We start from the raw sequence: 24,888 nt of genomic DNA, 5'->3' as shown, positions 1-24,888 counted from the left end.
GACACCCGTTGACAACTCCCTTCCCCCGATCCAGCGCCTACCATCCCGACTGGATTCGCGCCGGGGTGAGCGGTGGGGCGAATTCGCTCTGGCTCACCGAATGGCTCACAGACGCCCTCGCACTCGAACCCGGTATGCGCGTGCTCGACCTCGGCTGCGGTCGCGGCGCGTCCTCGGTATTCCTGCACCGCGAATTCGGGGTGCAGGTGTGGGCCACCGACCTGTGGTTCAGTCCCGACGAACGCGCGCGGCGATTCCATGACGCCGGGGTCGCCGACGCGGTATTCCCCATCCGCGCCGACGCTCGTGCGCTCCCGTTCGCCACGGAATTCTTCGACGCGATCATCAGCATCGATTCCTACTTCTACTACGGCACCGACGACCTCTACGCCAACTACCTGGCGGGCTTCGCGCGACCCGGCGCCCCCATCGCCATCGCCGGCGCCGGGCTGACCCGCGAGATCGACGGACCGCTCCCCGAACACCTTCGCCCCTGGTGGGAGCCCAGCATGGCCTGCCTGCACTCGGCGCCGTGGTGGCGACGGCACTGGCAGCGCAGCGGGGTCCTCGAGGTCACCCACGCCGACGCCATGCCCGATGGCTGGCAGCGGTGGCTGGATTGGCAGCACGAGGTGGCTCCCGACAACGCCACCGAGATCGCGGTCTTGGCGGCCGACCGCGGCGATTATCTCGGCTATGTCCGCGCCATCGCGCGCCGCACCGACACCCCTGTCGACCCGCCGATCACCACGATCGACACGACCTATCACCGCACCCCACTACTGCGGGAATAGAACAGCACGGCACGCGAAATCGCGTGCCGTGCTGTCGAAGTACTGGTGAATTACGCCGAAGCCTGCTCGTAAGCCGAGATGACCTCGGCCGAGATCCGGCCGCGGCTGGACACGGTGTGCCCGTTCTGCGCGGCCCACGTGCGGATCTCGGTCAGATCGCTGCGACGGGTGGATTCGGCGGCAGGCGCCGAACCGATCCGACGCGCGGCGCCCGCCTTGGCGCGACCGGTGCGGCGTGCGAACGGAACCCACTGCTCGAATACCTCGCGCAACTGCGCGGCATTGGCATCGGACAGGTCGATTTCGTAGGCAGCGCCGTCGATTCCGAAAGTGACAGTCGCATCGGCAGCCGACGTGCCGTCGAAATCATCGACAAGGGTGACAACGACTTTGCGCGCCATTGGGGGTCCTATTCGTTCGAGTGCCCTGAATTATCGTGGCCGAGCTTAGTGGACGGCTATGCGGGCAATTCGTTGGGGCTCATCGGATTCATCGCGCCGAGTTCCTCGACAGTGTTCACGCGGCACCGAAGAATCCGCCGGGCGGTCTCGTGCGGGCAGGGCCGGTTTTCGGGGCGCGGACCCGAATGTGTCTGTGACCTGCGGGCACAGGTTTGTTCGCGCGCAGCTGTGAGACCAGCGGGTTCCGGTTTCGGGTTGTCAGAAGACACCAAAGTCGTCGGGTTCCCTTGCGTCTTGTCACAATCCAACGCCGGGCCGCGCGGTGCGGCGCGCGGTTAGTTTGGGGGCTTGCCCAGTGACTGGGTGGGAAGGATTCATCATGGCTGGCACCACGTCCATCGAACCGTTCCTGACCGTGTCCGGTCGGCCGGTCTCGTCCCCGCTGAAGGATGTGCGCAGCATCTCCCGCCGGATGGTGGTGCATTTCGTCGAGAATGTCGTCCCGTGCGGGACGCTGCCCGGCGAGGCCATCGACGGCGATGTCACCACGGTGACCCGGATCTGCCTCGAACTGACCGGGAGCATGCTCGACGGGCGCGATATCCCCGGCCGGGTCGAGCGGGTGCGCGCCGCCGCGGCCGACTGGGCCCGCGAGGGCATCCCGATCGACACCATCCACGACGCCGTCCACGAGGGTTTCAAACTCGGCTTCGACCTCGTGATCACCAATGTCACCAACCACGACTACGACACCGTGGTCGGGGTGGCGCGGCGGCTGATGGACGCCGAGAACATGATCACCGCCGCGGTCTCGGCCGCCTACGTGCGCGAACTGCGCGCGGTCGACAGCGAACACCACACCGCGGTGCACACCCTGACCTCGGCGCTGCTGGGCGGCCAGCGCACCTCCACGATGGCGCGCGAATGCGGCATCGAGGTGGCCGAGCGCTATCACGTGCTCGCGCTCGAATTGCCGCCGCACCCCGAGGAATTCGATCCCTCCGTGGACGCGAAGGTGGTGGCGCGGCGCAAACTGCGCCGAGTGCAGGCCGAACTGGCCGACCGGTGCGCGGGCAAGGTGCTCTCGCTGCTCAGCGTCGACGGCGGCACCCTGCTGCTGCCCGCGCACGAATTCGCCGACGCCGACCTCGACGAGTTGATCGACGGGCTGTCCACGGCGGCGCAGGTGCCGGTGCGGGCGGTGGCGACCTCGGCGACACCCGCCGAGATTCCCGGTGCGACAGAGCAAGTCCACGAACTCGTCGACATCGTGCACCGCCTCGGCGGGCCGAGCAAGGTGTATCGCCCGCACGAACTGGCCTTCGAATACCAGCTCACCCGCCCCGGCCCCGCCCGCGACGCGCTGAGCGCCATCGTCGACACCCTCGAGCAACATCCCGAACTCCTGCGCACCCTCGAGGTGTACCTGGCCACCGACATGCAGCGCTCGCGCACCGCGCGCACCCTGTTCATCCACACCAACACCGTCGACTACCGGCTCAAACGCATCACCCAGCTCACCGGATTCGACCTCGGCGGAGTCTCGGGCCTGTGTCACCTGCGCGCCGCCCTGGTGATCCGGGCCCATCGCGGGACCGGATCGACCGACCTGTGTCAGAGCCCGCGCGAAACCGGTTCTCGCGCAGGCTGACTCACATCGGATAGACCGAGTGCTTGCGGGGGTTGAACTCCGGGGTGATCGGGGCCTTGTCGCGCAACAGCCGCAGCGCGTGCCGGATCTCGAGGCGCGTGCGGGACGGCTCGATCACCGCGTCGATGTAGCCGCGCTCGGCGGCGATCCACGGGGTGGCGATGGTCTCGTTGTAGTGGTTGATCATGAAATCGCGTGCCGCGGCGCGGTGTTCCTCCGCGACGGCGGCCAGTTGGCGTTTGCCGATCAGGTCGACCGCGCTCTCGGCGCCGATCACCGCGATCCGGGCCGTCGGCCACGCGAAGCTCACATCGGCGCCGACCTGGCGCGCGCCCATCATCCCGTAGGCCCCGCCGTAGGACTTGCGCACCACCAGGTTGATGATCGGCACCGTGGCCTCGATGATCGCGCGCGGCACCCGCCCGCCCCGGATGATCACGCCCGCGTCCTCCTGATCGAGACCGGGCAGCACGCCGGGGGTGTCGACCACGAAGATCAGCGGGATGTTGAACGCGTCGCACAGGCGGATGAAGTAGGTGGACTTGTCCGAGCAGGCCGCGTCGATCGAACCGCCCAGCACCAGGGGCTGATTGGCGATCACGCCCACCGGGTAGCCGTCGACCCGGGCGAAACCGGTGATCAGGTTGGGCGCGAACGCCGCTCGGATCTCGTGGAACTCCCCGTCGTCGAACAGGCGCAACAGGATGTCGTGCATGTCGTAGCCGGCCCGGTCCGAATCCGGGATGATCGTGTCGAGTTCGAGGTCGTAGGCGGTGAGGTCGGGCTCGAGACCGGGGTTGACGATCGGGGGCTGTTCCAGGCAGCTCGACGGCATGTAGCTGAGGTAGTTGCGCGCCCAGTCGTAGGCCTGCTGCTCGGTCTCGGTGACGTGGTGCAGGGTGCCGCGCTTGGCCTGCACCTCCGCGCCGCCGAGCGCCTCGGCGCTGATGTCCTCACCGTTGACGGCCTTGATGACCTCCGGGCCGGTGACGAACATGTAGGAATCCTTGGTGCCGATCAGCACGTCGGTATTGATCGGCCCGTAGACCGACCCGGCCGCGCATTTGCCGAGAATGATCGACACCTGCGGCACATAGCCCGACAGTTTCTCCAACACCCGCGAGATATCACCGAACGAGGCGATCGAACCGACCGCGTCCTGAATGCGCGCGCCACCGGAATCATTGATGGTCACCACCGGGCACGCGTTGTCGAACGCCATTTTCAGCGCCCGCATGAACTTGCGCGCCGAGGTGATCCCGACCGAGCCGCCGTACACGGTCTGATCGTGGGCGATCACCACCACCGGACGGCCGTTGATCGTCCCGCGCCCGGTCACCAGGCCGTCGCCGTAGAGGGCGTCGGGCTGATCGGGCTGGCGGGCCAGCGCGCCGGTCTCGAGGAAGCTGCCCGGATCGAGCAGCATGTTCATCCGCTCGCGAACACTGGGAATGTCCTTCTTCGCCCGTTTCGCGACCGCCGCCGCGCCCGCGGGTTCCGCGGCAACCGCCAGAATGTCGACCAGTTCATCGAGCTTCGCCCTGGTACCAACCACGCTTACTGCCACCTTCCGAACAACCTCGTGTGCGTGGCGACGGTAGCGCCGATCGCGGCTCGACGCGGCGAGTACGGGGTCGGGGCGGGAGAGGTCACAGTTCGACCGGAATCGCCCTGTGACCTCGCGGCGAAATCCGTCACGTGGACCCGCGGCGCGCTAACCGGTCACCGGCCAGATCGGCAGGCGCAGCGCGGTCGGCGCGGTGACGGGCACGACCGGGTTGTTCGGCGCCACCGCCGCCACGCGTGCGTAGGGCGCGCCCAGCGGCGGGCGCGGGTCGGCTTCGCCCCGGTTGGGCCACAGGGCCGCGGCGCGTTCGGCCTGGGCGGCGATGGTCAGCGACGGGTTCACGCCGAGATTGGCCGAGATGGCCGAGCCGTCGACGATGCTCAGGCCGGGGTAGCCGTGCACGCGGTGGTAGGGGTCGATCACGCCGGTGCTCGGGTCGGGGCCGATCACGCAGCCGCCGATGAAGTGCGCGGTCATCGGCACGTTGAACACATCGGGCCACGTACTGCCCGCTGTCGCACCGAGTTTCGCCGCCACCTGCCGGGTCGCCTCGTGGCCCGGCGGGATCCACGACGGGTTGGGTTCGCCGAAGCCCTGTTTGCTGGTGAAGCGGCGACCGAACAGGCCGCGGCGGGTGTAGGTGGTGATGGAGTTGTCCAGGCTCTGCATGACCAGCAGGACCAGGGTGCGCTCGCTCCAGCGGTGGGTGCGCAGCAGGCGCACGGTGCGCACGGGGTGGCGTCCGGCGATGCCGAGCACGCGCGCCCAGCGCGGCAGCCGTCGGTCGCCGTCGACGAGGTAGGTGTTGAGCAGGCCCATGGCGTTGGAGCCCTTGCCGTAGCGCACGGGTTCGACGTGGGTGTCGGGGGTGGGGTGGAACGAGGACGTGATCGCCACACCCCGGGTGATGTCGAAGTCCGGGTTCACCGTGGTGCGCCCGGCGCCGAGGATGGCCTCGGAATTGGTGCGGGTGAGCACGCCGAGTTGGGGGGAGAGGTCGGGCATGGTCGCGGTGTCGCGCATCCGGAACAGCAGGTGCTGGGTGCCCCAGGTGCCGGCGGCCAGCACGACGTGGCGGGCCGAGCGGGTGGTGCGGCGCTTGCGCACCCAGCTGCCGGTGCGTTCGGTGTCGACGAGCCAGCTGCCGTCGGCTCGCGGTCGGATCGCGGTCACCGTGGTCATCGGGGAGACGACCGCGCCCGCCTGTTCGGCCAGGCCCAGATAGTTCTTGACCAGGGTGTTCTTGGCGCCGTGGCGACAGCCCGTCATGCACTCGCCGCATTCGAGACAGCCGGTGCGCGCGGGTCCGACACCGCCGAAGTACGGGTCGGCGACGGTGCGGCCGGGCTCGCCGAAATACACCCCGACCGGGGTCGGCACGAAGGTGTCCCCGACGCCCATCTGCCGCGCCACCGATTCGATGATGTCGTCGGCCGGGGTCATGTGCGGATTGCGGACGACGCCGAGCATGCGCCGCGCCTGGTCGTAGTGGGGGCTGAGCTCGTCGTCCCAGTCGGTGATATCGGCCCACTGGCGGTCGCCGAAGAACGCCGCGCCGGGTTTGTACAGCGTGTTGGCGTAGTTCAGGGAACCGCCGCCCACCCCGGCCCCGGCCAGGATGAAACAGTCGCGCAGCCGGTGGATGCGCTGGATGCCGTAGCACCCCAGTCGCGGCGCCCACAGATACCGGCGCAGATCCCAGTTGGTCGCGGCGAAATCGGCGTCGGCGAAACGGCGACCGGCTTCGAGCACCCCGACCCGGTAGCCCTTCTCGACCAGTCGCAACGCCGTGACACTGCCCCCGAACCCGGACCCGACGATCAGCACGTCGTAGTCGAAGGCGGCGGTGGCTTCAGTGGGGGAGTCATCGAACACGGACCGACGGTAGAACCCTGCGCGGACAACTGATCATTTCGCCGCGCGCACTGGCACTACTCACGAACGAACGCCAGAAGTTCTGGCCCGAATGACAGAAGGGGCCCGCGGCGGGCCGGTCGACCCGCCGCGAAACTGCGGAGAGAGACAGTGATCACGTCGAATGTGTTGTCGGTCAACATGATTGATAGGATCTGCCGGTGAGTGGATGGCCCGGGACCGCAGACCTCGGCCATCCACTCACTCGGGGGATATGAGCCGTTCGACGACTCCCCGCCGCGCGCGGGTTGTAGGGTGCTCGGCGGCCGACCGTGATCCTGGCTACGTGCCGGTAACCCCGGCGCGGTGTTTCCTTATAGGACACGGGGGTGCAGACTGCGCACGGACCGGGAGTTGCAAACCTCACCCGCAGGACGATGTCCTGGGTAATAGGAAGGAGTTCGGCGAGTGTTCAGCCGTATCGCCATCGTGAATCGGGGCGAGGCCGCCATGCGCCTCATCCACGCCGTCCGTGATCTGGCGGCGGCGACCGGGCTAGGAATCGAAACCGTCGCGCTCTACACCGACGTCGACCGCAACGCCACCTTCGTGCGCGAAGCCGACATCGCCTACGACCTCGGTCCCGCCTCGGCCCGCCCCTACCTCGACCTCAAGGCCCTCGAGCAGGCGCTCGTCGCCACCGGGGCCGACGCCGCGTGGGTCGGCTGGGGCTTCGTCGCCGAGGATCCCGCCTTCGCCGAACTCTGCGACCACATCGGGGTCACCTTCGTCGGCCCCAGCGCCGACGCCATGCGCAAGCTCGGTGACAAGATCGGCGCCAAGCTGATCGCCGAGGAAGTCGGCGTGCCGGTCGCCCCGTGGAGCCGCGGCGCGGTCGACACCGTCGAGGACGCCATCGAGGCGGCCACCGGGATCGGCTACCCGCTGATGCTCAAGGCCACCGCAGGCGGCGGCGGTCGCGGTATCCGCGTGATCACCGACGAATCCGAACTGGTCGACGCCTACGAGCGCACCAAGCAGGAAGCCGCCCGCGCCTTCGGCAGCGGTGTGGTGTTCCTCGAACGCCTGGTCACCGGCGCGCGCCACGTCGAGGTGCAGGTCATCGCCGACGGGCAGGGCACCGCGTGGGCCCTGGGCGTGCGCGACTGCTCGGTGCAGCGCCGCAACCAGAAGGTGATCGAGGAATCCTCCTCGCCCGTGCTCAGCCCCGCGCAGACCGCCGAGCTCAAGGCTTCGGCCGAGCGCCTGGCCGTCGCGGTCGGCTACTGCGGCGCGGCCACCGTCGAATTCCTCTACCACCCCGGTGACCAGCTGTTCGCCTTCCTCGAGGTCAACACCCGCCTGCAGGTCGAGCACCCCATCACCGAGCTCACCACCGGTTTCGACCTCGTGCACGCGCAGCTGCGGGTGGCCTCGGGCATCAAGCTCGAGGGCGAGCCGCCGGCCGAGCGCGGCCACGCCATCGAGGCCCGCCTCAACGCCGAGGACCCCGACCGCGACTTCGCGCCCGCCCCGGGCCGCATCGTGCGCCTGGACCTGCCCGCGGGCCCCGGCATCCGCGTCGACACCGGCGTGAGCCAGGGCGACACCATCCCGGCCGACTTCGACTCCATGATCGCCAAGATCATCGCCTACGGCCGCGACCGCGACGAGGCACTCGGCCGACTGCGTCGCGCGATGGCCCAGACCCGCGTGGTCATCGAGGGCGGCGCCACCAACAAGAGCTTCGTGCTCGACCTGCTCGACCAGCCCGAGGTCATCGACGCCAGCGCCGACACCGGCTGGATCGACCGCGTGCGCGGCGAGGGCCGCCTGGTCACCCACCGGCACTCGAGCGTCGCGCTGGCCGTCGCCGCGATCGACGCCTACGAGGAGGACGAGCGCGTCGAACGGCACCGGCTGCTCTCGACCGCCTCCGGTGGTCGCCCGCAGGTGCAGCACGAATCGGGACGCCCGCTGGATCTGAAACTGCGCGGCGGCAGCTATCGCGTGCGGGTCGCCCGGATCGGCGCGCACCGCTTCCGGGTCGGCATCGAAGCAGGCGCCGACCTGCGCACCGCCGACGTGGATCTCGAGCGCTTCGACGACCACACCGGCCAGATCATCGTCAACGGCACCCGCTACCGGCTGATCACCGGTACCCACGGCCCCACCCACGTCGTCGATGTCGACGGGGTCACCCACCGGATCAGCCGCGACGAGGGCGGCGTCGTCCGTTCGCCCGCGCCCGCGCTGGTCGTCGGCACCCCGCTCGAGGTCGGCGCCGAGGTCGAGGCCGGTGCGCCGGTGCTCGTGCTCGAGAGCATGAAGATGGAGACGGTGCTGCGCGCGCCGTTCCGGGCCCGGTTGAAGGAATGCGCGGTCTCCGTCGGCACCCAGGTCGAAGCCGGCGCCCCGCTGCTGCGCCTCGAGCCGCTGGCCGAGGACGACGACGCGGTCGAGGCCGCCGCCACCGGCACGGTCGAACTGGACCTGCCCGCCGAGGCGACCACCGTGCACGCCCACGAACGCGTGGCGCGCGGCCTGCAGGATCTGCGCAGCCTGCTGCTCGGCTTCGATGTCGACCCGCACGACGACCGCCGCGTGCTCGGTGACTACCTCACCGCCCGCCGCGCCGCCGTCGCCGACAACCGCCGCCCGCTCGGCGAGGAACTCGAGCTGGTGCAGGTCTTCGCCGACCTCGCCGAACTGAGCCACAACCGCTCCGCCGAGGACGACCACGGCCAGAGCCACGTGCACAGTGCCCGCGAGTACTTCCACACCTACCTGCAGAGCCTGGACGTGGAACGGGCCGGTGTGCCGGAGTCCTACCAGGCCAAGCTGAGCGCGGCCCTGGCCCACTACGGCGTGACCGAGCTGGACCGTTCGCCCGATCTCGAGGCGGCGGTCTTCCGGATCTTCCTCGCCCAGCAGCGCCCCACCGACACCGTCGCCGTCATCACCGCGCTGCTGCGCGAGTGGCTGACCGAGCCGATGCCCGATCAGGTGCTGCTCGAGCCCGTCGGCCTGGCCCTCGAGCGACTCGTCGCGGCCACCCAGGTGCGTTTCCCGGTGATCGCCGATCTCGCGCGCGGCCTGGTCTACGGCTGGTACGGCCAGCCGCTGCTGCGCCGCAACCGCGCCCGCGTGTACACCACCGTGCGCAAGCACCTGAGCTACCTCGACGCCAACCCGCAGACCGAGGATCGCGGCACCAGGATCGCGGAGATGGTGCGCAGCACCGAACCGCTGGTGCGGCTGCTCGGCCAGCGGCTCGAGCGCGACAAGTCCGACCACACCCCGCTGCTCGAGGTGCTCACCCGCCGCTACTACGGCAACAAGGGCCTGGCCGAGGTCCGCACCGAACAGATCGGCGACACCACCTTCGTCGTCGCCCAGCGCTATGGTTCGCTGGTCGTCTCGACCGCGGTGAGCTTCGACAACCTCGGCACCGCGCTCGCGGGTCTGGCCGAATTGGCCACCGACGCAACCTCTATCGACGCCGACCTCTATCTCAGCTGGGAATCGCAGCCCGAGGACTTCGACGCGATGGGCGTCGCGCTGGAACAGGTGCTGCGCGCCCATCCCGTGCCCGCCCAGGTGCACCGGATCACCGCCACCGTCGCGGGCAGCGGCGGCTCGATCATGCACCACCACTTCACCTTCCGGCCCTCGGCTACCGGTATGGCCGAGGAACGTCTGATCCGCGGCCTGCACCCCTACATCGCGCAGCGGATGCAGCTGGAACGGTTGCGCAAGTTCGACCTGACCCGCCTGCCGTCCTCGGACGAGGAGGTCTACCTCTTCCGCGCCGTGGCCAAGGAGAACCCCACCGACGATCGCCTGATCGCCTTCGCCCAGGTCCGTGACCTCGCGGCCCTGCGCGACCACGACGGCCGCCTGGTGGCCCTGCCCACCGCCGAGAGCGCCATCGCCACCTGCGTCGACTCCATCCGGCGCGCCCAACTGCGGCTGCCCTCGGCCAAGCGGCTCAACACCAACCGCATCGTGATGTTCATCTGGCCGCCGATGGACGTCACCCGCGCCGAGCTCGAGACCATCGGCGGGCACGTGCTGCCCACGGCCGCGGGCGCCGGGCTCGAGGAGATCCTGCTCATTGCCCGTCAGCGCGACGCGGCGACCGGCGAGCTGACCAAGGTCGGCGTGCGGATCTCGTTCCGGCCCGACGGCGGCTCCGACGTCACCGTCGGCGAACGCACCGACGACCCCGTCGAACCGCTCGACGAGTACCGGCAGAAGGTGCTGCGCGCCGCGGCCCGCAACACGGTCTACCCGTACGAATTGACCGCGCAGCTGGGCGAATTCGCCGAGTACGACCTCGACGCCGAGCACACGCTGGTCCCGGTCGAGCGGCCCAAGGGTCACAACAGCGCGGCCATCGTCGCCGGTGTCGTGACCACCCCGACCGTGCGTCACCCGCAGGGTGTCACCCGTGTGCTGCTGCTCGGCGATCCGACCAAGTCGCTCGGCGCGCTCTCGGAGCCGGAGTGCCGTCGGGTGATCGCGGCGCTGGATCTGGCGCAGAGCCTGCGGGTGCCGCTCGAGTGGTACGCGCTGTCCTCGGGCGCGCGGATCTCGATGGCCTCGGGCACCGAGAACATGGACTGGGTCGCGGCCGCGCTCAAGCGCATCGTCGAATTCACCCAGGACGGCGGCGAGATCAACATCGTCGTCGCCGGCATCAACGTCGGCGCCCAGCCGTACTGGAACGCCGAGGCCACCATGCTCATGCACACCAAGGGCGTGCTGGTGATGACTCCGGATTCGGCCATGGTGCTCACCGGCAAGCAGTCGCTGGACTTCTCCGGCGGCGTCTCGGCCGAGGACAACTTCGGCATCGGCGGCTACGACCGCGTGATGGGCCCCAACGGTCAAGCCCAGTACTGGGCCCCGAACCTGCTCGCCGCGCGCGACGTGCTGATGACCCACTACGACCACACCTACGTGGCCCCCGGCGAACTCGCGCCCCGGCGCGCGGAGACCGTCGACCCGACCGACCGCGACATCTCCTCGTTCCCGCACACGTTGGCCGACAGCACCTTCGCCACCGTCGGCGAGATCTTCTCCGCGGCCGCGAACCCGGATCGCAAGAAGCCCTTCGACATTCGCACCGTGATGCGCGCGCTCGCCGACCAGGACCACCCGGTGCTGGAACGCTGGGCGGGCATGGCCGACGCGGAGACCGCGGTGGTGCACGACGCGCACCTGGGCGGAATCCCGGTGTGCCTGTTGGGAATCGAGTCGCGCAATGTGGCGCGGCGCGGTTTCCCGTCCACCGACGGCCCCGACACCTACACCGCGGGCACCCTGTTCCCGCGCTCGTCGAAGAAGGCCGCCCGCGCCATCAACGCCGCCAGCGGGAACCGTCCGCTGGTGGTGCTGGCGAACCTGTCGGGCTTCGACGGTTCCCCGGAATCGATGCGCAAGCTGCAACTCGAGTACGGCGCCGAGATCGGTCGCGCCATCGTGAACTTCGAGGGCCCGATCGTGTTCTGCGTGATCTCGCGCTACCACGGCGGTGCGTTCGTGGTGTTCTCCAAGGCGCTCAACCCGAACATGACCGTGCTCGCGCTCGAGGGCTCGTTCGCCTCGGTGCTCGGTGGCGCTCCCGCCGCCGCGGTCGTGTTCGCCGGTGAGGTCAACGCCCGCACCGCCCGCGACCCGCGCGTGCGCGATCTCGAGACCCGCGCCGCCGACGCCGTCGGCACGGATCGGGCGAGCCTGACCGCCGAACTCGACGAGACCCGCTCCTCGGTCCGCGCCGAGAAGCTGGGCGAGGTGGCCGCGGAGTTCGACCGCGTCCACAACATCCAGCGCGCGGTCGAGGTCGGCTCGGTCGACGCCATCGTCAGCGTCGCCGACCTGCGCCCGCGCATCATCGCGGCCATCGAGGCGCGCCTGCCCGCCTAGGACCCGCACGACGCGCCCGGCCGGACTCGGAATCACCTCCGAGTCCGGCCGGTGTGTTTTTCGCCCCAGTTCACGGCGGTGGTCCCGACCAGATGGGGGACCGAATACCATGGGTGCCTCGTAGCGAAGTAGGAGCGTTCTCATGGCCTTGGCCCGACACTGTGACCGGGACGGTTGCGACAGCTGGCAGCGGGTGGACCACGACGTCACCAACCGGTGGATCACCGTCGATCTCGGCGACGGCGAGGTGCGCCACTTCGACACCCGCGACTGCCTGATGCACTGGGCCGCGGCCACCAGCGTGCCCACCGAGGTGTACCCCGCCGCGTAGGCCGCGCTGATTGGTTCGCCGATTCGTGGGCATCTCCAGCACAGGGCGACCTCGCCCTTCGGAGAGGAGCGTGCGTGATGAACCAGACGGAGAAGCAGTTCCCCGACGACGCGAGAACCACCCGCAGCCACGCGGGGGAGTCGATCAGGGACGGCCGCAATGTGCCGGGACTGGCCCTGGTCGCGGTGGGCCTGGTGCTGTTCGCCCTCACCTTGACCGCCGCCGGATACGGCTACGCGGGCTGGGCGGTGATCGCGGGGGTGGCGTGTGTGGTGAGCCTGGTCGGCGGCGCGGCCCTGGTGGTGCTCGAACACCGTCGAGTCAAGGCCGGCGAGAATCTGGGCCTGACCGAACCGCGAGGCCACTGAGTGGTCGTCCTGCGGGCTCCCCGCGTGTACCGACCGCAGGCCGATACCTGGCTGCTGGCCCGTACGTTGCGTGATGTCCCCGGCCTGCGTGGTGGGCGGGTGCTGGATGTGTGCGCGGGGACCGGGGCGTTGACCCTGGCCGCCGCGGCGGCGGGCGCGGGCAGTCTGACCGCGGTCGACCTGTCCCGATCGGCGTTGATGTCGACGTGGATGAACTGCCGATTGCGCGGGATCGCCGTCGAACTGTTGCACGGCGACTTCGCCTCGGCCCGTCGGCTGCCGCGCTTCGACGTGGTCCTGGCCAATCCGCCCTATGTCCCCGCCGCCGAACCCGGCGCGCGCGGCGCCGCACTGGCCTGGGACGCGGGCCCCGACGGGCGCAGCGTGCTCGACCGGCTGTGCGCGACCCTGCCCGATCTGCTCACCGACCACGGCGTCGGCCTGATCGTGCACTCGGCCGTCAGCGGCACCCAGCGCAGCCTGGACCAGCTCCGGGAGTTCGGCGTGCACGCCCGCGTGGTCGCCGAGGGGACCGTGCCGTTCGGCCCGGTCATGCGCTCGCGCGCGGGCTGGTTGGCCGCGAAGGGCTTCATCCGGCCGGGCCAGACCGAAGAGGAATTGGTGGTGATCCGTGTCGACCGAACACAGTCTCCCGTCGTCGCCGACCCCGCCTGAATCCGCTGTCGACCGCCCCGCGCCGTCCCGAGACGACGCGACCGGCCCCACTGTCGCGACCGGACCCGAACCGCGTCGGGTCGTCCTCACCGAGGACGGCCCCGCGCTCATCGACGGCCCGATCGATCTAGTGACCGCCGACGGCACGGTCCTGCACTGCGACCGTTTCGTGGTGGCGCTGTGCCTGTGTCGCCGATCGAGCACCTACCCGCTGTGCGATACCAGCCATCGCCGCCGACCCCGTCGCAGGAGCACCTGATGCGAACACTGCCGATCCCGCGCGGCGAACTCAGCGCCGACCTGGTCGAAACCCTCACGCGCCCACCGGGTTCGGCGGTTCCCACCGCGCCGACTCTCGATCCCTACGGCGAAGACCTCGTGCTGAGCCTGCACACCTGCTACGAATTGCACTATCAGGGTTTCGCCGGCGTCGACGAGAACTGGGAGTGGGATCCCGAGCTGCTGCGCCTGCGCCGCGATCTCGAACACCAGTTCCTCGACGCTCTGCGCGGCGACGTCCCCGGCGGCGACGATGTCCAGGCCGAACTCGACCGCCTGCTCGAACCGACCACCGGCACCGACGGCATCGCCGGTTTCCTGGCCGAGCACGGCACCCCTGACCGGCTGCGCGAGTACTTCACGCACCGCTCGATCTATCACCACATCGAGGCCGACCCCTACGCCTGGGTGATCCCGCGCCTGCGCGGCCAACCCAAGGCGTCGCTGGTGGCCGTCGAGTTCGACGAGTACGGCGGCGGTCGCGGCGAGCGCGTCCACGCCCAGCTCTACGCCGACCTCCTGGCCGGCGCCGACCTCGACCCCTCCTACCTGCACTACCTCGATGTGGTGCCCGCCCCCATGCTCGCCCTGGTGGACATGATGTCGCTGTTCGGCCTGCACCGAAACCTGCGCGGCGCCCTGGTCGGCCACTTCGCCGACGTCGAGATCACCTCGTCCCCGGCCTCACGCCGCCTGGTCGACCTCACCACCACCCTGCTCCCGCACCCCGCGTGCGCCCACTTCTACGCCGAACACGTGGAAGCCGACGCCGTCCACGAACAGGTACTGCGCCGCGACGTGGTCGCCGGTCTACTGTCCACCGAACCGGACCAGGCCGCCGCGATAGTCTTCGGCATCCAGGCCACGAACCTACTGGAAGACCGCTTCGCCGAGCACGTCCTGACCCGCTGGCACAACGGCCGCAGCTCCCTGCGCGAACTCAGCGCACCCGTCGGATCTGGGTGAAGCTGACCGCTACCGGGTAGCCGCCGAGGGTTCGGTCGAAGGGGGCGTGGGTGGTGTCGAGGTGGTCGGTGATCGAGTGCAGCACGTGCCAGCCGAATCCGGCGGTGTCCATCGGGGCGGGGTCGGCGCACACGCCGTGGACCGCGACCGTGATCCGGAAGTCGTCGGCGAGGACCTCGCAGCGCACCGAGGATCCCGGCACGGCGCCGAGCACCAGGCAGGTCGCCGATTCGTCCAGCGCCACCCGCATATCGGCGACCTCGTCGACATCGAAACCCGCGATCAGCGCGACCGTCTCGGTCAGTGCCCGCAGCATGACGATCTGGGTGAGATCGGCGTCGACCCTGACCTGGACCGCCGTCGTCGGGGTCGAGTCCGTGATGATCCGGTCGTTCGGATCCACGATGTCCTCCTCCCGAGCTGGTGGCGCCGGAGTGGTTCCCTCCAGCGCTTACCCGGACTCGGGGGTACGAAACCGTCAGGTCGTCATGGCCTCGTCGAGGGACAGGTAGTACCGGAACAGCGGCCGCGCACCCACCAGATCCAGGGCGCGCTCCACCTCACGGGTGCCGGTCAGCAGCCGGATCTCGACCCCGTCGGCCCACGCGGTGGTCTTCGCCGCGCCGAGCAGGGCCGCGACCCGGATGCTCAAGAACTCGGTATCGCGCAGATCCAGCACGATCACCGGCCTGCCCGAACGCACCGCACGGTCGAGCAGGGTGCGGAATCGGGGCATGCGGGCGGCGTCGAGTTCGCTGTCGGCGCGCAGGACCCAGCAGCCGGGGCGCCCTGGGTCACGGGGCGTCGACTCGGTCGCGGCGGACGCGCAGTGGCCGCGATGCCACCGCAGCCGACTCGTGTGCCGACGATCCACGACCACAGACATGAAACCTCCTGTGCGACAGGACTTTCCGCTTCGGACCAGTTTTTGCGGGGTTTTCTCGCGCGACGGGAGCGAAGCGGGATCGGCTGGAGGTTTCAACCTGGGACAATTCTGGCACGCCCCACCGCCGCTGTCACGGGGTGGGGCTCGGTTCGGCCAGCGCCTGCTCGCGCAGGAAGGCCAGGGTCCGCGACAGAATCCGCGAGACCTGCATCTGGGAGACGCCGAGGTGCTCGGCGATCTGGCTCTGGGTCCGCGCCTCGTAGAAGCGCATGATCAGCACCTGCCGGTCCTCGGCGGGCAGCGCGGCGATCAGTGGTCGCACCGCCATCGCGTCCTCGGTGAGCTGGTAGCACGGTTCGTCCGCGCCCAGGGTGTCGGTGATCGGCTGGGTGGAGTTGTCGCGGCCGTCGGTGGTGACGCCGTCGAGGGAGTTGGTCTGGTAGCCGTTGCCCGCGACCAGCGTGCGGGTGACCTCGATCAGGTCCACGTCGAGTTCGTCGGCGAGTTCGCGCGCGTTGGGCAGCCTGCCGAGGCGCTGGGACAGCTCCTCGGTGGCGGGCCCGATCCTGAGCTGGAGTTCCTTGAGCCGGCGCGGCACGCGCACCGCCCAGGTGCGATCACGGAAGTGCCTGCGCACTTCGCCCATGATGGTCGGGATGGCGAAGGACAGGAACGACGAGCCGCGGGTGACGTCGTAGCGGTCGACCGCGAGCACCAGGCCCACCCGCGCGGTCTGCTCGAGGTCGTCGAACTGTTCACCGCGACCGTTGAACTTGCGCGCGATGTGGTCGGCCAGCGGCAGACACAGTTCGATGACCTGCCCGCGCAGTGCGTCGTGATGTTCGTCGCCGGGCGGCAGCGCCCGCAGCTTCTCGAACCACGGCTCGATGTTGTCGTAGCTGTCACCGCGGGAATGCGACCGTCGTGGGGTCTGTCGGCCGTCTGCTGTCGTTGCTTCCCATGTCATCGCTGGATGCCTCGCTTCCGAGGGCGGTTGCGGATGTGACAATGGGGTACCCACCGGCACCCGGTGCTAAGCCCTGTCTCCGAGGCTAGCCCCCCAAGGTCACGAACCGGTCGGTCCGGGCAAACGGCGGATCCAGCCGAATTCGACGGCGGTCGGATAGCCGTCGTGGGCCGGATCGAATTCGGCGTATTCGGCGCGCAGCGCGTCGGTCAGGGTGGCGACCACATGCCAGCCGAAGGAGTTCTGGTCGAGCGCGGCCGGTTCGCTCGCCAGCACCCGCAGCCGGGCGCCCAGCGCGCCGTCGGCACCGGTGAACGCGCAGTCCAGTTGCGAGTTCGGCGTCGCGATCAGCATCAGCGCCGTGGCCACCTCGTCGAGCGCGAGCAACAGGTCGGTCACCTCGTCGAGGGCGAAACCACGCACGAGCAGGGCCGTTTCGGCGAGGGCGTGCACCATGGACAGTTGGTCGAGTTCGGCGGGTACCTGGAACCCGACGGTGGTCGATCGGGGGGCGGCGTCACGGTCCTCTGCTCGCACGTCACCTCCTCGTTCCACCGCTGTCGCAGTGCAGATTACCCGGTCAGCGCGTCCTCGCACCCGGGTCTCATTTCGGGTCGTTGCCCGTGGATTCCGGTTCGCCGGGTCGCTTTCCGCGCGATTTGCGCATCACCACCACGGAGACCACGAGCACGATCAATGCCACGATCAGCAGGATTTCCATAGTGGCCGCGTACCCAGTCACCGGAAACCGAATCGCTGTTTGCCAGGCCGATAAGGCGGCAGTCCACACCGTCATCACCATGACGCGGATCCAGATTCCCTCGGACGGGGACCGTGGCGGTTCGATGTGACACCTCATTCTCGTCTTTGGACCGCCGTTGGCGTGTTCGCTATGGTGGCCTACGGAATGGTGTCCGAGGGGAGGGTGTCAGCGGACATGTCTGAGGTTGATGTCGATTCCGCACGGTTGAAGTCGGAGATCGCGGCGTTCTATGCCGGGTTCGGGGTGCCGAGCGAGCTGACGTCCGCGTTCGAGTCGTCGGCGCTGTTGGTGCCGTTGATCGGCCCCGAGGACCGGGTGTTCACAGTCGAGTCCGGGGGACTGGCGTGGTTGTGTGCGTTCACCGGCGTGCGGGAGTACGCGCGGTTCATGACCGCGCGCGGTGTCGTGGCCGATCAGACCTACCGGTTCCATACGTTTCTGGGGCGGCGGTTGCGGGAGTTGGCGGCAGATCTGCCGGAGCCGACCGGCGTGGCCGTGGACATGCTCGGTGAGGCGCCGATGACGTTCCCGCCGAAGATGCCAGCGGAGCCCTCGACCGGTGGCGGCAACGGCTGATGTCGGATCTCAATGTCGACCCTGCTCTGCTGACTCAGGCCGCGACCGGTATCAACAGCATCATCAGTGAGCTTTCCGCCCTCGGTGTCGGGGAGACCGGTGCGGTGGGTCGCGGGTTCGCGCAGTTGACGATGTCGGCGATGGAGGCCGGCACGGCCAACGTTCAAACCTGTTTCGAGACGTTCGCTGAGCGTTGGTCGTGGGGCGTGCGGGCGTTGGTGCAGTCGGGCAACGAGATCGCCGAGATCTTGGATTTGTCGGCGGGCCGCTACTTCGAGATGGATGAGCAGTTCTCGAACACGTTCAAGCAGATGTTCACCCATCTGGCGGGCAACCCGCACCTGGGCAAGGCCGAGATCGAGAACATGGACTGGGGTCAGGTCTGGGACAACAGCAACTTCAACACCGCCAGCCAGCCCGAGTACAGCGCGGAATCGTTCGGTGACGCGTTCTCACATATGGGCGACAACGTGTCGATGTTGGGCCAGGTCGGACAGTACTTGGCCTCCGATAACGTGCCCGAACAATCTGGCCTCGGTGACATGTTCCTGGCCGATACGGGCGCCGCGGCGAAGGCTGCCGAGATTCAACAAGCACAGCAAGCTGCTCGTGGGGGGAAATAGTTCGTGGGTATCGGGGACTTCATCAACAGTGTCGGCGACAAGATCGAAGACGGGCTCGAAACCGCGACCGAGAAGGTCGGTCAGGCTTACAACACCGTCCTCGACGCGGAGGCCAAGGTAGCGAAAGCTGTTGGGGCTGATGGGTTGTCGAGCTGGCTCGATGATCTCGGCGACAAGATCGTCGACGCGACCGGTGGCGCGCTGCCCGAGAAACAGCTCGGTGAGACCACCGATCCGAAGGAACTGATCCGGGGTGAGCCTGCCAAGATCACCGAGGTCGCCGGACATCTGGGCACGATCGGGACCGCGATCGATCAAACCGGTGACGCGCTACGCAAGATCGATGTTTCGGACTGGTCCGGTGACGCGTCCTCAGCGTTTCACGAAGAATTCGCCGAGCAGCCGAAGCTGTGGTGGGACGGCGCTGACGCGATGGGCAAAGCCAAGACCGCGTTGGACGCCTGGTACCACGAGGTCACCGCGGCCCAAACCAAGGCCGCCGACGCGATCGCGAAATGGGAAGCCGCTGACCGCGAAGAGCGCGACCGCAAGAACGCCTGGAATGCCCAAACCGATGAACAGCGTAAGGGCAAGAACCTCACCGATACTTGGACCGACATCCGCAACGAAGCCCGTGCGATCCTCAACGGTGCTCGTACCCAACGAGATAACGCGGCCAACTCCGCGGTCGCGGCGATCACCGCCGCGACTGAGACCGCACCGACCGAACCACCCTTCCTGTCGCGGTGGGGCAGCAATTTCGAAGACCTGAGCGCGGCGATCGAGCACGCGAAGGTCAACTTCATGTCCGGGTTGTTGACCTCGTTGACCGGGATAGTGCAGTTCGTGCGGGCGATCAACCCGCTCGATATCTACAACATGACCCACCCCGCCGAGTACTTGACGAAGATGTCGGACATGGGCACCGGGATGGTGCTCGCGGCAGCGGACCCGAAAGCGACCGCGTCGGCGATGCTCGCGGGGTTCAAGGCCAATCCGTCCGAGGCGTTGGGGGCACTGACTGGTGACGCGCTGACCACGCTGGCCACCGGTGGAGCTGGTGGCGCGGCGAAAGCTGCCGCTACCGTGGCGAATCGGGCCGATGATGTCATCGGCGCAGGTAATGCCGGGCGCAACGTTCTCGAGAACGCCGGGGGTGCCGCGGGCAGAAACGCGCCTGAGTCGCCCAGCGCCCCGACCTCGCCTACCCAGCCGGCGAGCGTGCCGGATAGTCCCTCGTCGCCGGGCACGAATCCCGCAGGAACCGCTGGTGATTCACCCGCACCGAACCCGGCGGCCGCCACACCCGACGCGCCGGCGGCCAGCACGAATGGGCAAGGGGGAGACTCTGCGCCGACCAACCCGGCCGGCACTGGGTCGGATTCTCCTAACCCGAATCCTGAATCGGCTCCTGAGACCCCACGAAATCCTGACGACGATTCCGGGGCCCCGGCCAACAGTTCACCGGAGTCGCCGGAGAACTCGCCGTCGCCGACCGGTGCCGATGACTCAGCGGGCAAGCCTGCCCCCGAGACCGATGGTGGCAGCCCGAGCTCGGACTCACCGTCACCGAATAACTCCACCCCTGACCGCCACGACGGCACACCAACCCACCACGACGGTGACAACGGACCATCCGACCCGGAATCCGGAAAACCTGCACCCGACTCGGACAACAGCGCCAACCCTGACGGTGGCAACGGACCGGCCGACCCGGAATCCGGGAAGCCGACACCCGACCCTGACAACAGTGGCAACCCTGACGGAGACAAGACCAGCTCGGGTGCCCACGATGGCGACCCCACCACCCCCGACCAGAACAACGCACCCGAACCCCGTGCCCAAACCGACAGCGGCGCCAACGGTCAGGACAGCGTCGGCGACACCGCCCAAAAGAACCCACCTGAAACCGATTCCACCCGGGATCAAACTGAGGAGGGCGGCGATCCGGTCAATCTCGCGACCGGGGAATTCCTGCTACCACTCACCGATCTCGACCTGCCAGGCATCCTCCGTCTGGCTCTGAAGCGGGCCCACCACTCGAACTATCGATTCGGTCGCTGGTTCGGGCCCTCGTGGTCGGCCACCCTCGACATGCGTGTTGTTGTCGAAGCTGACTGTGTGACCGTCGTGTTCGAAGACGGAATGTTGTTGGCCTACCCGCATGCCGAAGTCGGTGTGGGAGTCGAGCCGATTTCTGGCGGTCAGCGGTGGAAGCTGACGCGTACTGAAGTCGGTGGCTACCGGCTCTGGGACCCTGACCGGGAGCTGGTGTGGCACTTCGCCCCCGAACCAGTCCTCGACGGCCTGGACACGCTGCTGGGCAATTTCGCGATCTCGGCGATCACCGACCGCCATCACAACCGGATCAGGTTCCACTACAACACCAACGGTGACCCGACCGAGGTGACCCACTCCGGTGGGTACCGGGTTGTGCTCGATTCGGCCAATTGCCGCGTGACCGCGATATCGGTCGCCGGCGTTGCGAACGGCTTCGAAACCCTCACCCGCGTCCGTGAATTCGGCTACGAGCACGGCGAGCTGACCACCGTGGTCAACGGCGTCGGCGGCACTACCCGCTTCGCTTACGACGAGCACCAACGCATGCTGTCGTGGACCGATTCCAACGGTAGCTGGGTCGCCAACACCTACGACGAATCCGGGCGCGTCATCGCCCAACGTGGTCTCGACGGTGTGATGAACGCCGACTTCGAATACCTCGAACTCGGTAACGGCACCGGCCGCCTCACCCGTCTCACCAATTCCCGCGGCGGCGTCACCGGGTACGGCTTCGACAACGACCTCCGCCTGCGCGACTTCCGCAACGCCGACGGCGGTCACCGCCACATCGACTACAACAGCGCACGCAAACCCCTCACCGTCACCGAACCCGACGGTGCGGTCACCCGCTACCAGTACACCGAAGACGGTGATGTCGCGACGATCACGCGCCCCGACGGCAGCGACATCCGCATCGAATACGCCTACAGCAACCGGCCCACCACGATCACCAATCCCGATGGCACGACCGCGATTCGGGTATGGGACAAGGCAGGCAACCTCGTCGCGGTCACCGACCCAGCAGGCGCGCGAACCGAATACACCCACGGCGCCTGCGGCGCCGTCACCGAAGTCCGTGATCCTGACGGTGCCGTCACCCACGTCGAAGTCGATCCCGCCGGCCTGCCCGTCACAGTGACCGACCCTTACGGTGCGACTACGACCATCCGCCGAGACCAGTTCGGCCGTCCAGCTGAAGTGACCGACCCGCTCGGGCATACCACCCGATTCGAGTGGACCCCCGAAGGACGACCCGCCCGTCGAGTCGACGCCGACGGCTTCGCTGAATCCTGGACCTACGACGGCGAAAACAACCTCCTCACCCAGACCAACCGCAATGGTGGCGTCACCACCTACACCTACGGCAGTTTCGACAAGGTCGCCGCCCGAACCGAGCCAGACGGCTCGACTACCCGATACCTGTATGACACCGAACGGCGCCTGACCGCGGTAATCAACCCGCTCGGTCAACGCTGGTCATACGACTACGACCTCGTTGGCCGTTTGATCTCGGAAACTGATTACACCGGCGCCACCACCACTTACACCCACACTGTCACCGGCCGCATTTTCACCGTCACCCCCGCGACCGGGATTACCCGCCATCACCGCTACGACATCCTCGGCAACCTCACCGCGGTTACCGCAGACTCCGGCGAATACCTGGCCTACACCCACGACCCTGCCGGTCGCGTCCTCACTGCAATCAACGGCATCGATGAAACCCTCACTCACACCCTGGAATTCACCTACACCCCAACGGGACGTGTCGCGACCCAAAAGCTTGACGACCAACCGCCGATGGTCAACGACTACGATCACCGCAGTCGACGAATCCAGCGGACGACCCCGGCTGGGTCGGTCACCACTTGGCGTCACAACGTGCTCGGCCACGTTACGGCGATGGACGTCGGCGAAACCGACATCTCGTTCAACCATGACCGCGCTGGACGGCTAACCAGTTGGCGCATCGGCGAAGTCCAGTTTGATCGCGCTTTCACCTCGGGCGGGAGTATCGCGACTCAGGAAGTCACGGGCTTTCCTGCCGCCACCTTCTCCCTCGACTTCGGCGATACCCCAACCGCCCGCCCCTCGCCGTTCATGGTCCGACGCGACGACTACACCTACCGCCCCGACGGTTATCTCACCGACCACACGACCACTCGACCTGAAGCCGGGCCCTCCCGCGCCACCTACAACCTCGACCCCATCGGTCGCGTCAACACCATCACCCGCAACGACCAGATCGCCGAAGCCTACGAATACGACTCCCTTTCCAACGTCACCGCCAGCCTTCCCGCCCGCGCTGAGGTGCGTCGGCCGACACCGTCCCCTCCCGAATCATTGGAGGGTCGCGAATACCACAACAATCTCCTCGTTCGAGACGGTCGTAACCACTACTACTACGACCCAGCGGGCCGTCTTATCCGCAAGGTCACCACGCGAATCTCCCGCAAACCGGATGTCTGGCACTACCGCTACAATGCCTTCGATCAACTCACCGACGTGTACACGGCTGACGGTCGATGGTGGAAATACAGCTTCGATTCAATGGGGCGTCGCACCAGCAAGCAGCTAATTGACAACAAAAATGGTACTGAAATTGGGCGCACGGATTTTATTTACGATGCTTCAAATTTAATTGGGCAGACGGATGATGTCGAATCATTGCACTGGAATTACCTCCCGGGGACTTACGTTCCGATAACTCAGGCTGCGCAACGCAATGCGGGATCGACCGTTCTGGCTATTGTTGTCGACTTGTCCGGAATTCCGATCGAAATGGTAGATCCGGCCACGGCGGCCCCGGTTGCAGGCGCAACCCACCAAATATGGGGCCGCACCACTTGGGTGGGCGTCCAAGGCACGCAACTACGCTATCCAGGTCAGTACGAAGATGTTGAGACAGGGTTACATCACAACTACTACCGCGCGTATGACCCAGACGCGGGTCGCTACCTGACATCCGACCCGCTGGGCCTGACTCCCTCTCCGAACCCACGTGCATACCCGCGCAATCCAACAGCCTGGTCGGACCCGCTCGGCCTAGAGCCCGATTATGTCGCTCAAGGCGACCATGCTAATCCATTTCCCGACCGAGACTCAGCCGAACGCGCAGCATACGAACTCGCGGGCGTGCCATATGGCACGACGCCCGATTTTCAGTGGTCGGTGACGGGGGATAGGTCTCTCAATGGGGTGCCCGGTTACCAGTACTCAAATGATCCGACGCATTGGGGGACTTTCCGGCAGTTCGAGATTGATGGAATGGGTTCAAGGGTTGTTGTTGAACATACGGGCGACCCGAAGGGGCCACATTTCCACGCGGGACAGCCAAAAGGTGACCCAGGTCGGAACTACGTCAACTTCGGTTGGGATCTTACTCGCAACGCAGACCCATTGGAGCGGTATGGCAAGATGGATAAGCCCCGCGGAGACCACCACTTCTTCTATGAGTAGCGAGGACCGACAGTGGAGCAGTCAGACGCGCGGCTGGATCGCATCCGGAGCGCTGGATTTTCCATCCGATCGAGCGACCCAGTTGTCGCGGCACCGACAGTCGATGAGACTTGGCGCCTTATTGCGGGTTCGGCTGTGACACCTGATGTTACAGTTCCGTTCGCGGATAGCGCTGTTTCTCTGACTGGAGCATGGTTGCAAGTTGTACGCGGCCATCAGATCGTTTCCGCCACCGATGACCTCCTAATAGCCTCTCCATTTCAAGGGAACGGAGCCGACATTCGGGACTGGATCCCAGTTAGGTTGACCGACCGAATCGACCTCAGCTCGATGGTGGACGCGAGGGGGAGCGTGGAGTTCGTCGGCAGATCAATGGACGGAACAAGATACTGCGGCGTGACGGCTGAAGACGATGATTATTGGGTCATCGCGGGAAAATATCCAATGCCGCGACCGGTGACATGGATCGAGGCGACTAACTGGCCACCTAAAGAATCAACCACACTAACTGAGCTATTAGCGATGATCCGAGGCGGCAGCGATATTCCTCAAATGAAGATTGCTGTGGCCAAGGCGTTGCATGAAGTATACGGGCTATCTGTGTCCAAGGCTCGGCAAATTACGTCGGTCCTCGACGAAGTCCTTTTTCCAACCGTTCCGGAGGATGAGTTGGAGTGCCTTTGGCGATCTGTGGTATCACCTGACGTCATTGACTGACAGCAGTCGAATGGAGTTC

General features: G+C 67.3%; 20 protein-coding genes. 12 read left to right on the top strand and 8 right to left on the bottom strand.

What is annotated here, in order from left to right; genetic code table 11:
- The first annotated feature begins 8 nt into the window (after positions 1 to 8).
- Positions 9 to 794 (top strand): SAM-dependent methyltransferase, encoded by a 786-nt coding sequence (locus tag ACFP3H_RS07605; RefSeq protein WP_378601484.1) that lies wholly within the window; start codon positions 9 to 11, stop codon positions 792 to 794.
- A 50-nt stretch (positions 795 to 844) separates the two neighbouring features.
- On the opposite strand, the gene ACFP3H_RS07600 is transcribed toward ACFP3H_RS07605, so the two are convergent.
- Positions 845 to 1,195 (bottom strand): histone-like nucleoid-structuring protein Lsr2, encoded by a 351-nt coding sequence (locus tag ACFP3H_RS07600; protein ID WP_378601482.1) that lies wholly within the window; start codon positions 1,193 to 1,195, stop codon positions 845 to 847.
- Positions 1,196 to 1,574: 379 nt separating this feature from the next.
- On the opposite strand from ACFP3H_RS07600, the gene ACFP3H_RS07595 reads away from it, so the two are divergent.
- Positions 1,575 to 2,846: a PucR family transcriptional regulator gene (locus ACFP3H_RS07595; RefSeq protein WP_378601480.1), complete on the top strand. Its 1,272-nt coding sequence runs from the start codon at positions 1,575 to 1,577 to the stop codon at positions 2,844 to 2,846.
- A 1-nt stretch (position 2,847) separates the two neighbouring features.
- On the opposite strand, the gene ACFP3H_RS07590 is transcribed toward ACFP3H_RS07595, so the two are convergent.
- Positions 2,848 to 4,401: an acyl-CoA carboxylase subunit beta gene (locus ACFP3H_RS07590; protein WP_378601478.1), complete on the bottom strand. Its 1,554-nt coding sequence runs from the start codon at positions 4,399 to 4,401 to the stop codon at positions 2,848 to 2,850.
- Between the two features lie 159 nt (positions 4,402 to 4,560).
- Positions 4,561 to 6,288: an FAD-dependent oxidoreductase gene (locus ACFP3H_RS07585; RefSeq protein ID WP_378601476.1), complete on the bottom strand. Its 1,728-nt coding sequence runs from the start codon at positions 6,286 to 6,288 to the stop codon at positions 4,561 to 4,563.
- A 447-nt stretch (positions 6,289 to 6,735) separates the two neighbouring features.
- Between ACFP3H_RS07585 and ACFP3H_RS07580 the strand changes: the two genes are divergently transcribed.
- The 6 genes from ACFP3H_RS07580 to ACFP3H_RS07555 all read left to right on the top strand — a co-directional run bounded on the left by ACFP3H_RS07580 (position 6,736) and on the right by ACFP3H_RS07555 (position 14,817).
- Positions 6,736 to 12,198, top strand: coding sequence for an ATP-binding protein (locus ACFP3H_RS07580; RefSeq protein WP_378601474.1), 5,463 nt, complete (start codon positions 6,736 to 6,738; stop codon positions 12,196 to 12,198).
- Positions 12,199 to 12,340: 142 nt separating this feature from the next.
- Positions 12,341 to 12,529, top strand: a complete 189-nt coding sequence (locus ACFP3H_RS07575) for a hypothetical protein (protein ID WP_378601472.1) — start codon at positions 12,341 to 12,343, stop codon at positions 12,527 to 12,529.
- A gap of 77 nt (positions 12,530 to 12,606) precedes the next feature.
- A complete protein-coding gene (locus ACFP3H_RS07570) occupies positions 12,607 to 12,897 on the top strand; it encodes a hypothetical protein (protein ID WP_378601470.1) in 291 nt (96 codons plus the stop codon).
- A gap of 24 nt (positions 12,898 to 12,921) precedes the next feature.
- Complete coding sequence (locus tag ACFP3H_RS07565; protein ID WP_378601467.1) at positions 12,922 to 13,572, top strand: HemK2/MTQ2 family protein methyltransferase; 651 nt, start codon at positions 12,922 to 12,924, stop codon at positions 13,570 to 13,572.
- The gene (locus ACFP3H_RS07560) at positions 13,529 to 13,831 is read left to right on the top strand and encodes a CDGSH iron-sulfur domain-containing protein (RefSeq protein ID WP_378601465.1); all 303 of its coding nucleotides are present in this window, start codon (positions 13,529 to 13,531) and stop codon (positions 13,829 to 13,831) included. The genes ACFP3H_RS07565 and ACFP3H_RS07560 overlap by 44 nt, the downstream gene beginning before the upstream one ends.
- Positions 13,831 to 14,817 (top strand): iron-containing redox enzyme family protein, encoded by a 987-nt coding sequence (locus ACFP3H_RS07555; protein WP_378601463.1) that lies wholly within the window; start codon positions 13,831 to 13,833, stop codon positions 14,815 to 14,817. The genes ACFP3H_RS07560 and ACFP3H_RS07555 overlap by 1 nt, the downstream gene beginning before the upstream one ends.
- Here ACFP3H_RS07555 and ACFP3H_RS07550 read toward each other — a convergent pair.
- From ACFP3H_RS07550 to ACFP3H_RS07530, 5 genes are all read right to left on the bottom strand, one after another.
- Complete coding sequence (locus tag ACFP3H_RS07550; RefSeq protein WP_378601461.1) at positions 14,792 to 15,220, bottom strand: ATP-binding protein; 429 nt, start codon at positions 15,218 to 15,220, stop codon at positions 14,792 to 14,794. The two genes, ACFP3H_RS07555 and ACFP3H_RS07550, sit on opposite strands and share 26 nt — an antisense overlap.
- Before the next feature lie 75 nt (positions 15,221 to 15,295).
- Positions 15,296 to 15,703: an STAS domain-containing protein gene (locus tag ACFP3H_RS07545; RefSeq protein WP_378601459.1), complete on the bottom strand. Its 408-nt coding sequence runs from the start codon at positions 15,701 to 15,703 to the stop codon at positions 15,296 to 15,298.
- Positions 15,704 to 15,833: 130 nt separating this feature from the next.
- On the bottom strand, positions 15,834 to 16,670 hold the full coding sequence (locus ACFP3H_RS07540) for an RNA polymerase sigma factor SigF (RefSeq protein WP_378601457.1): 837 nt from the start codon (positions 16,668 to 16,670) through the stop codon (positions 15,834 to 15,836).
- 99 nt (positions 16,671 to 16,769) lie between these two features.
- Positions 16,770 to 17,207 carry an anti-sigma factor gene (locus tag ACFP3H_RS07535; RefSeq protein ID WP_378601454.1) on the bottom strand — a complete coding sequence of 146 codons (438 nt, stop codon included), beginning with the start codon at positions 17,205 to 17,207 and terminating at the stop codon, positions 16,770 to 16,772.
- Positions 17,208 to 17,274: 67 nt separating this feature from the next.
- Entirely contained in the window at positions 17,275 to 17,472 is a 198-nt protein-coding gene (locus tag ACFP3H_RS07530; RefSeq protein ID WP_378601451.1) for a hypothetical protein, read from the bottom strand.
- Between the two features lie 135 nt (positions 17,473 to 17,607).
- Between ACFP3H_RS07530 and ACFP3H_RS07525 the strand changes: the two genes are divergently transcribed.
- The 4 genes from ACFP3H_RS07525 to ACFP3H_RS07510 all read left to right on the top strand — a co-directional run bounded on the left by ACFP3H_RS07525 (position 17,608) and on the right by ACFP3H_RS07510 (position 24,869).
- Entirely contained in the window at positions 17,608 to 18,009 is a 402-nt protein-coding gene (locus ACFP3H_RS07525; RefSeq protein WP_378601448.1) for a hypothetical protein, read from the top strand.
- The gene (locus ACFP3H_RS07520) at positions 18,009 to 18,632 is read left to right on the top strand and encodes a hypothetical protein (RefSeq protein WP_378601445.1); all 624 of its coding nucleotides are present in this window, start codon (positions 18,009 to 18,011) and stop codon (positions 18,630 to 18,632) included. Before ACFP3H_RS07525 ends, ACFP3H_RS07520 begins: the two co-directional genes overlap by 1 nt.
- Positions 18,633 to 18,635: 3 nt before the next feature.
- Positions 18,636 to 24,152: a putative T7SS-secreted protein gene (locus ACFP3H_RS07515; protein WP_378601442.1), complete on the top strand. Its 5,517-nt coding sequence runs from the start codon at positions 18,636 to 18,638 to the stop codon at positions 24,150 to 24,152.
- 396 nt (positions 24,153 to 24,548) lie between these two features.
- The gene (locus ACFP3H_RS07510; RefSeq protein WP_378601439.1) at positions 24,549 to 24,869 is read left to right on the top strand and encodes a hypothetical protein; all 321 of its coding nucleotides are present in this window, start codon (positions 24,549 to 24,551) and stop codon (positions 24,867 to 24,869) included.
- Positions 24,870 to 24,888: the final 19 nt, after the last annotated feature.

Source organism: Nocardia lasii (assembly GCF_042658545.1).
Taxonomy (GTDB): domain Bacteria; phylum Actinomycetota; class Actinomycetes; order Mycobacteriales; family Mycobacteriaceae; genus Nocardia; species Nocardia lasii.
This window is presented reverse-complemented; position numbering and strand designations above follow the sequence as displayed.

Bases quoted from the DNA above. Each gene is read 5' to 3' on its own strand.
- ACFP3H_RS07600 (WP_378601482.1), bottom strand. From the start codon at position 1,195: ATGGCGCGCAAAGTCGTTGTCACCCTTGTCGATGATTTCGACGGCACG.
- ACFP3H_RS07595 (WP_378601480.1), top strand. From the start codon at position 1,575: ATGGCTGGCACCACGTCCATCGAACCGTTCCTGACCGTGTCCGGTCGG.
- ACFP3H_RS07575 (WP_378601472.1), top strand. From the start codon at position 12,341: ATGGCCTTGGCCCGACACTGTGACCGGGACGGTTGCGACAGCTGGCAG.
- ACFP3H_RS07570 (WP_378601470.1), top strand. From the start codon at position 12,607: ATGAACCAGACGGAGAAGCAGTTCCCCGACGACGCGAGAACCACCCGC.
- ACFP3H_RS07555 (WP_378601463.1), top strand. From the start codon at position 13,831: ATGCGAACACTGCCGATCCCGCGCGGCGAACTCAGCGCCGACCTGGTC.
- ACFP3H_RS07545 (WP_378601459.1), bottom strand. From the start codon at position 15,703: ATGTCTGTGGTCGTGGATCGTCGGCACACGAGTCGGCTGCGGTGGCAT.
- ACFP3H_RS07540 (WP_378601457.1), bottom strand. From the start codon at position 16,670: ATGACATGGGAAGCAACGACAGCAGACGGCCGACAGACCCCACGACGG.
- ACFP3H_RS07530 (WP_378601451.1), bottom strand. From the start codon at position 17,472: ATGGTGATGACGGTGTGGACTGCCGCCTTATCGGCCTGGCAAACAGCG.
- ACFP3H_RS07525 (WP_378601448.1), top strand. From the start codon at position 17,608: ATGTCTGAGGTTGATGTCGATTCCGCACGGTTGAAGTCGGAGATCGCG.
- ACFP3H_RS07520 (WP_378601445.1), top strand. From the start codon at position 18,009: ATGTCGGATCTCAATGTCGACCCTGCTCTGCTGACTCAGGCCGCGACC.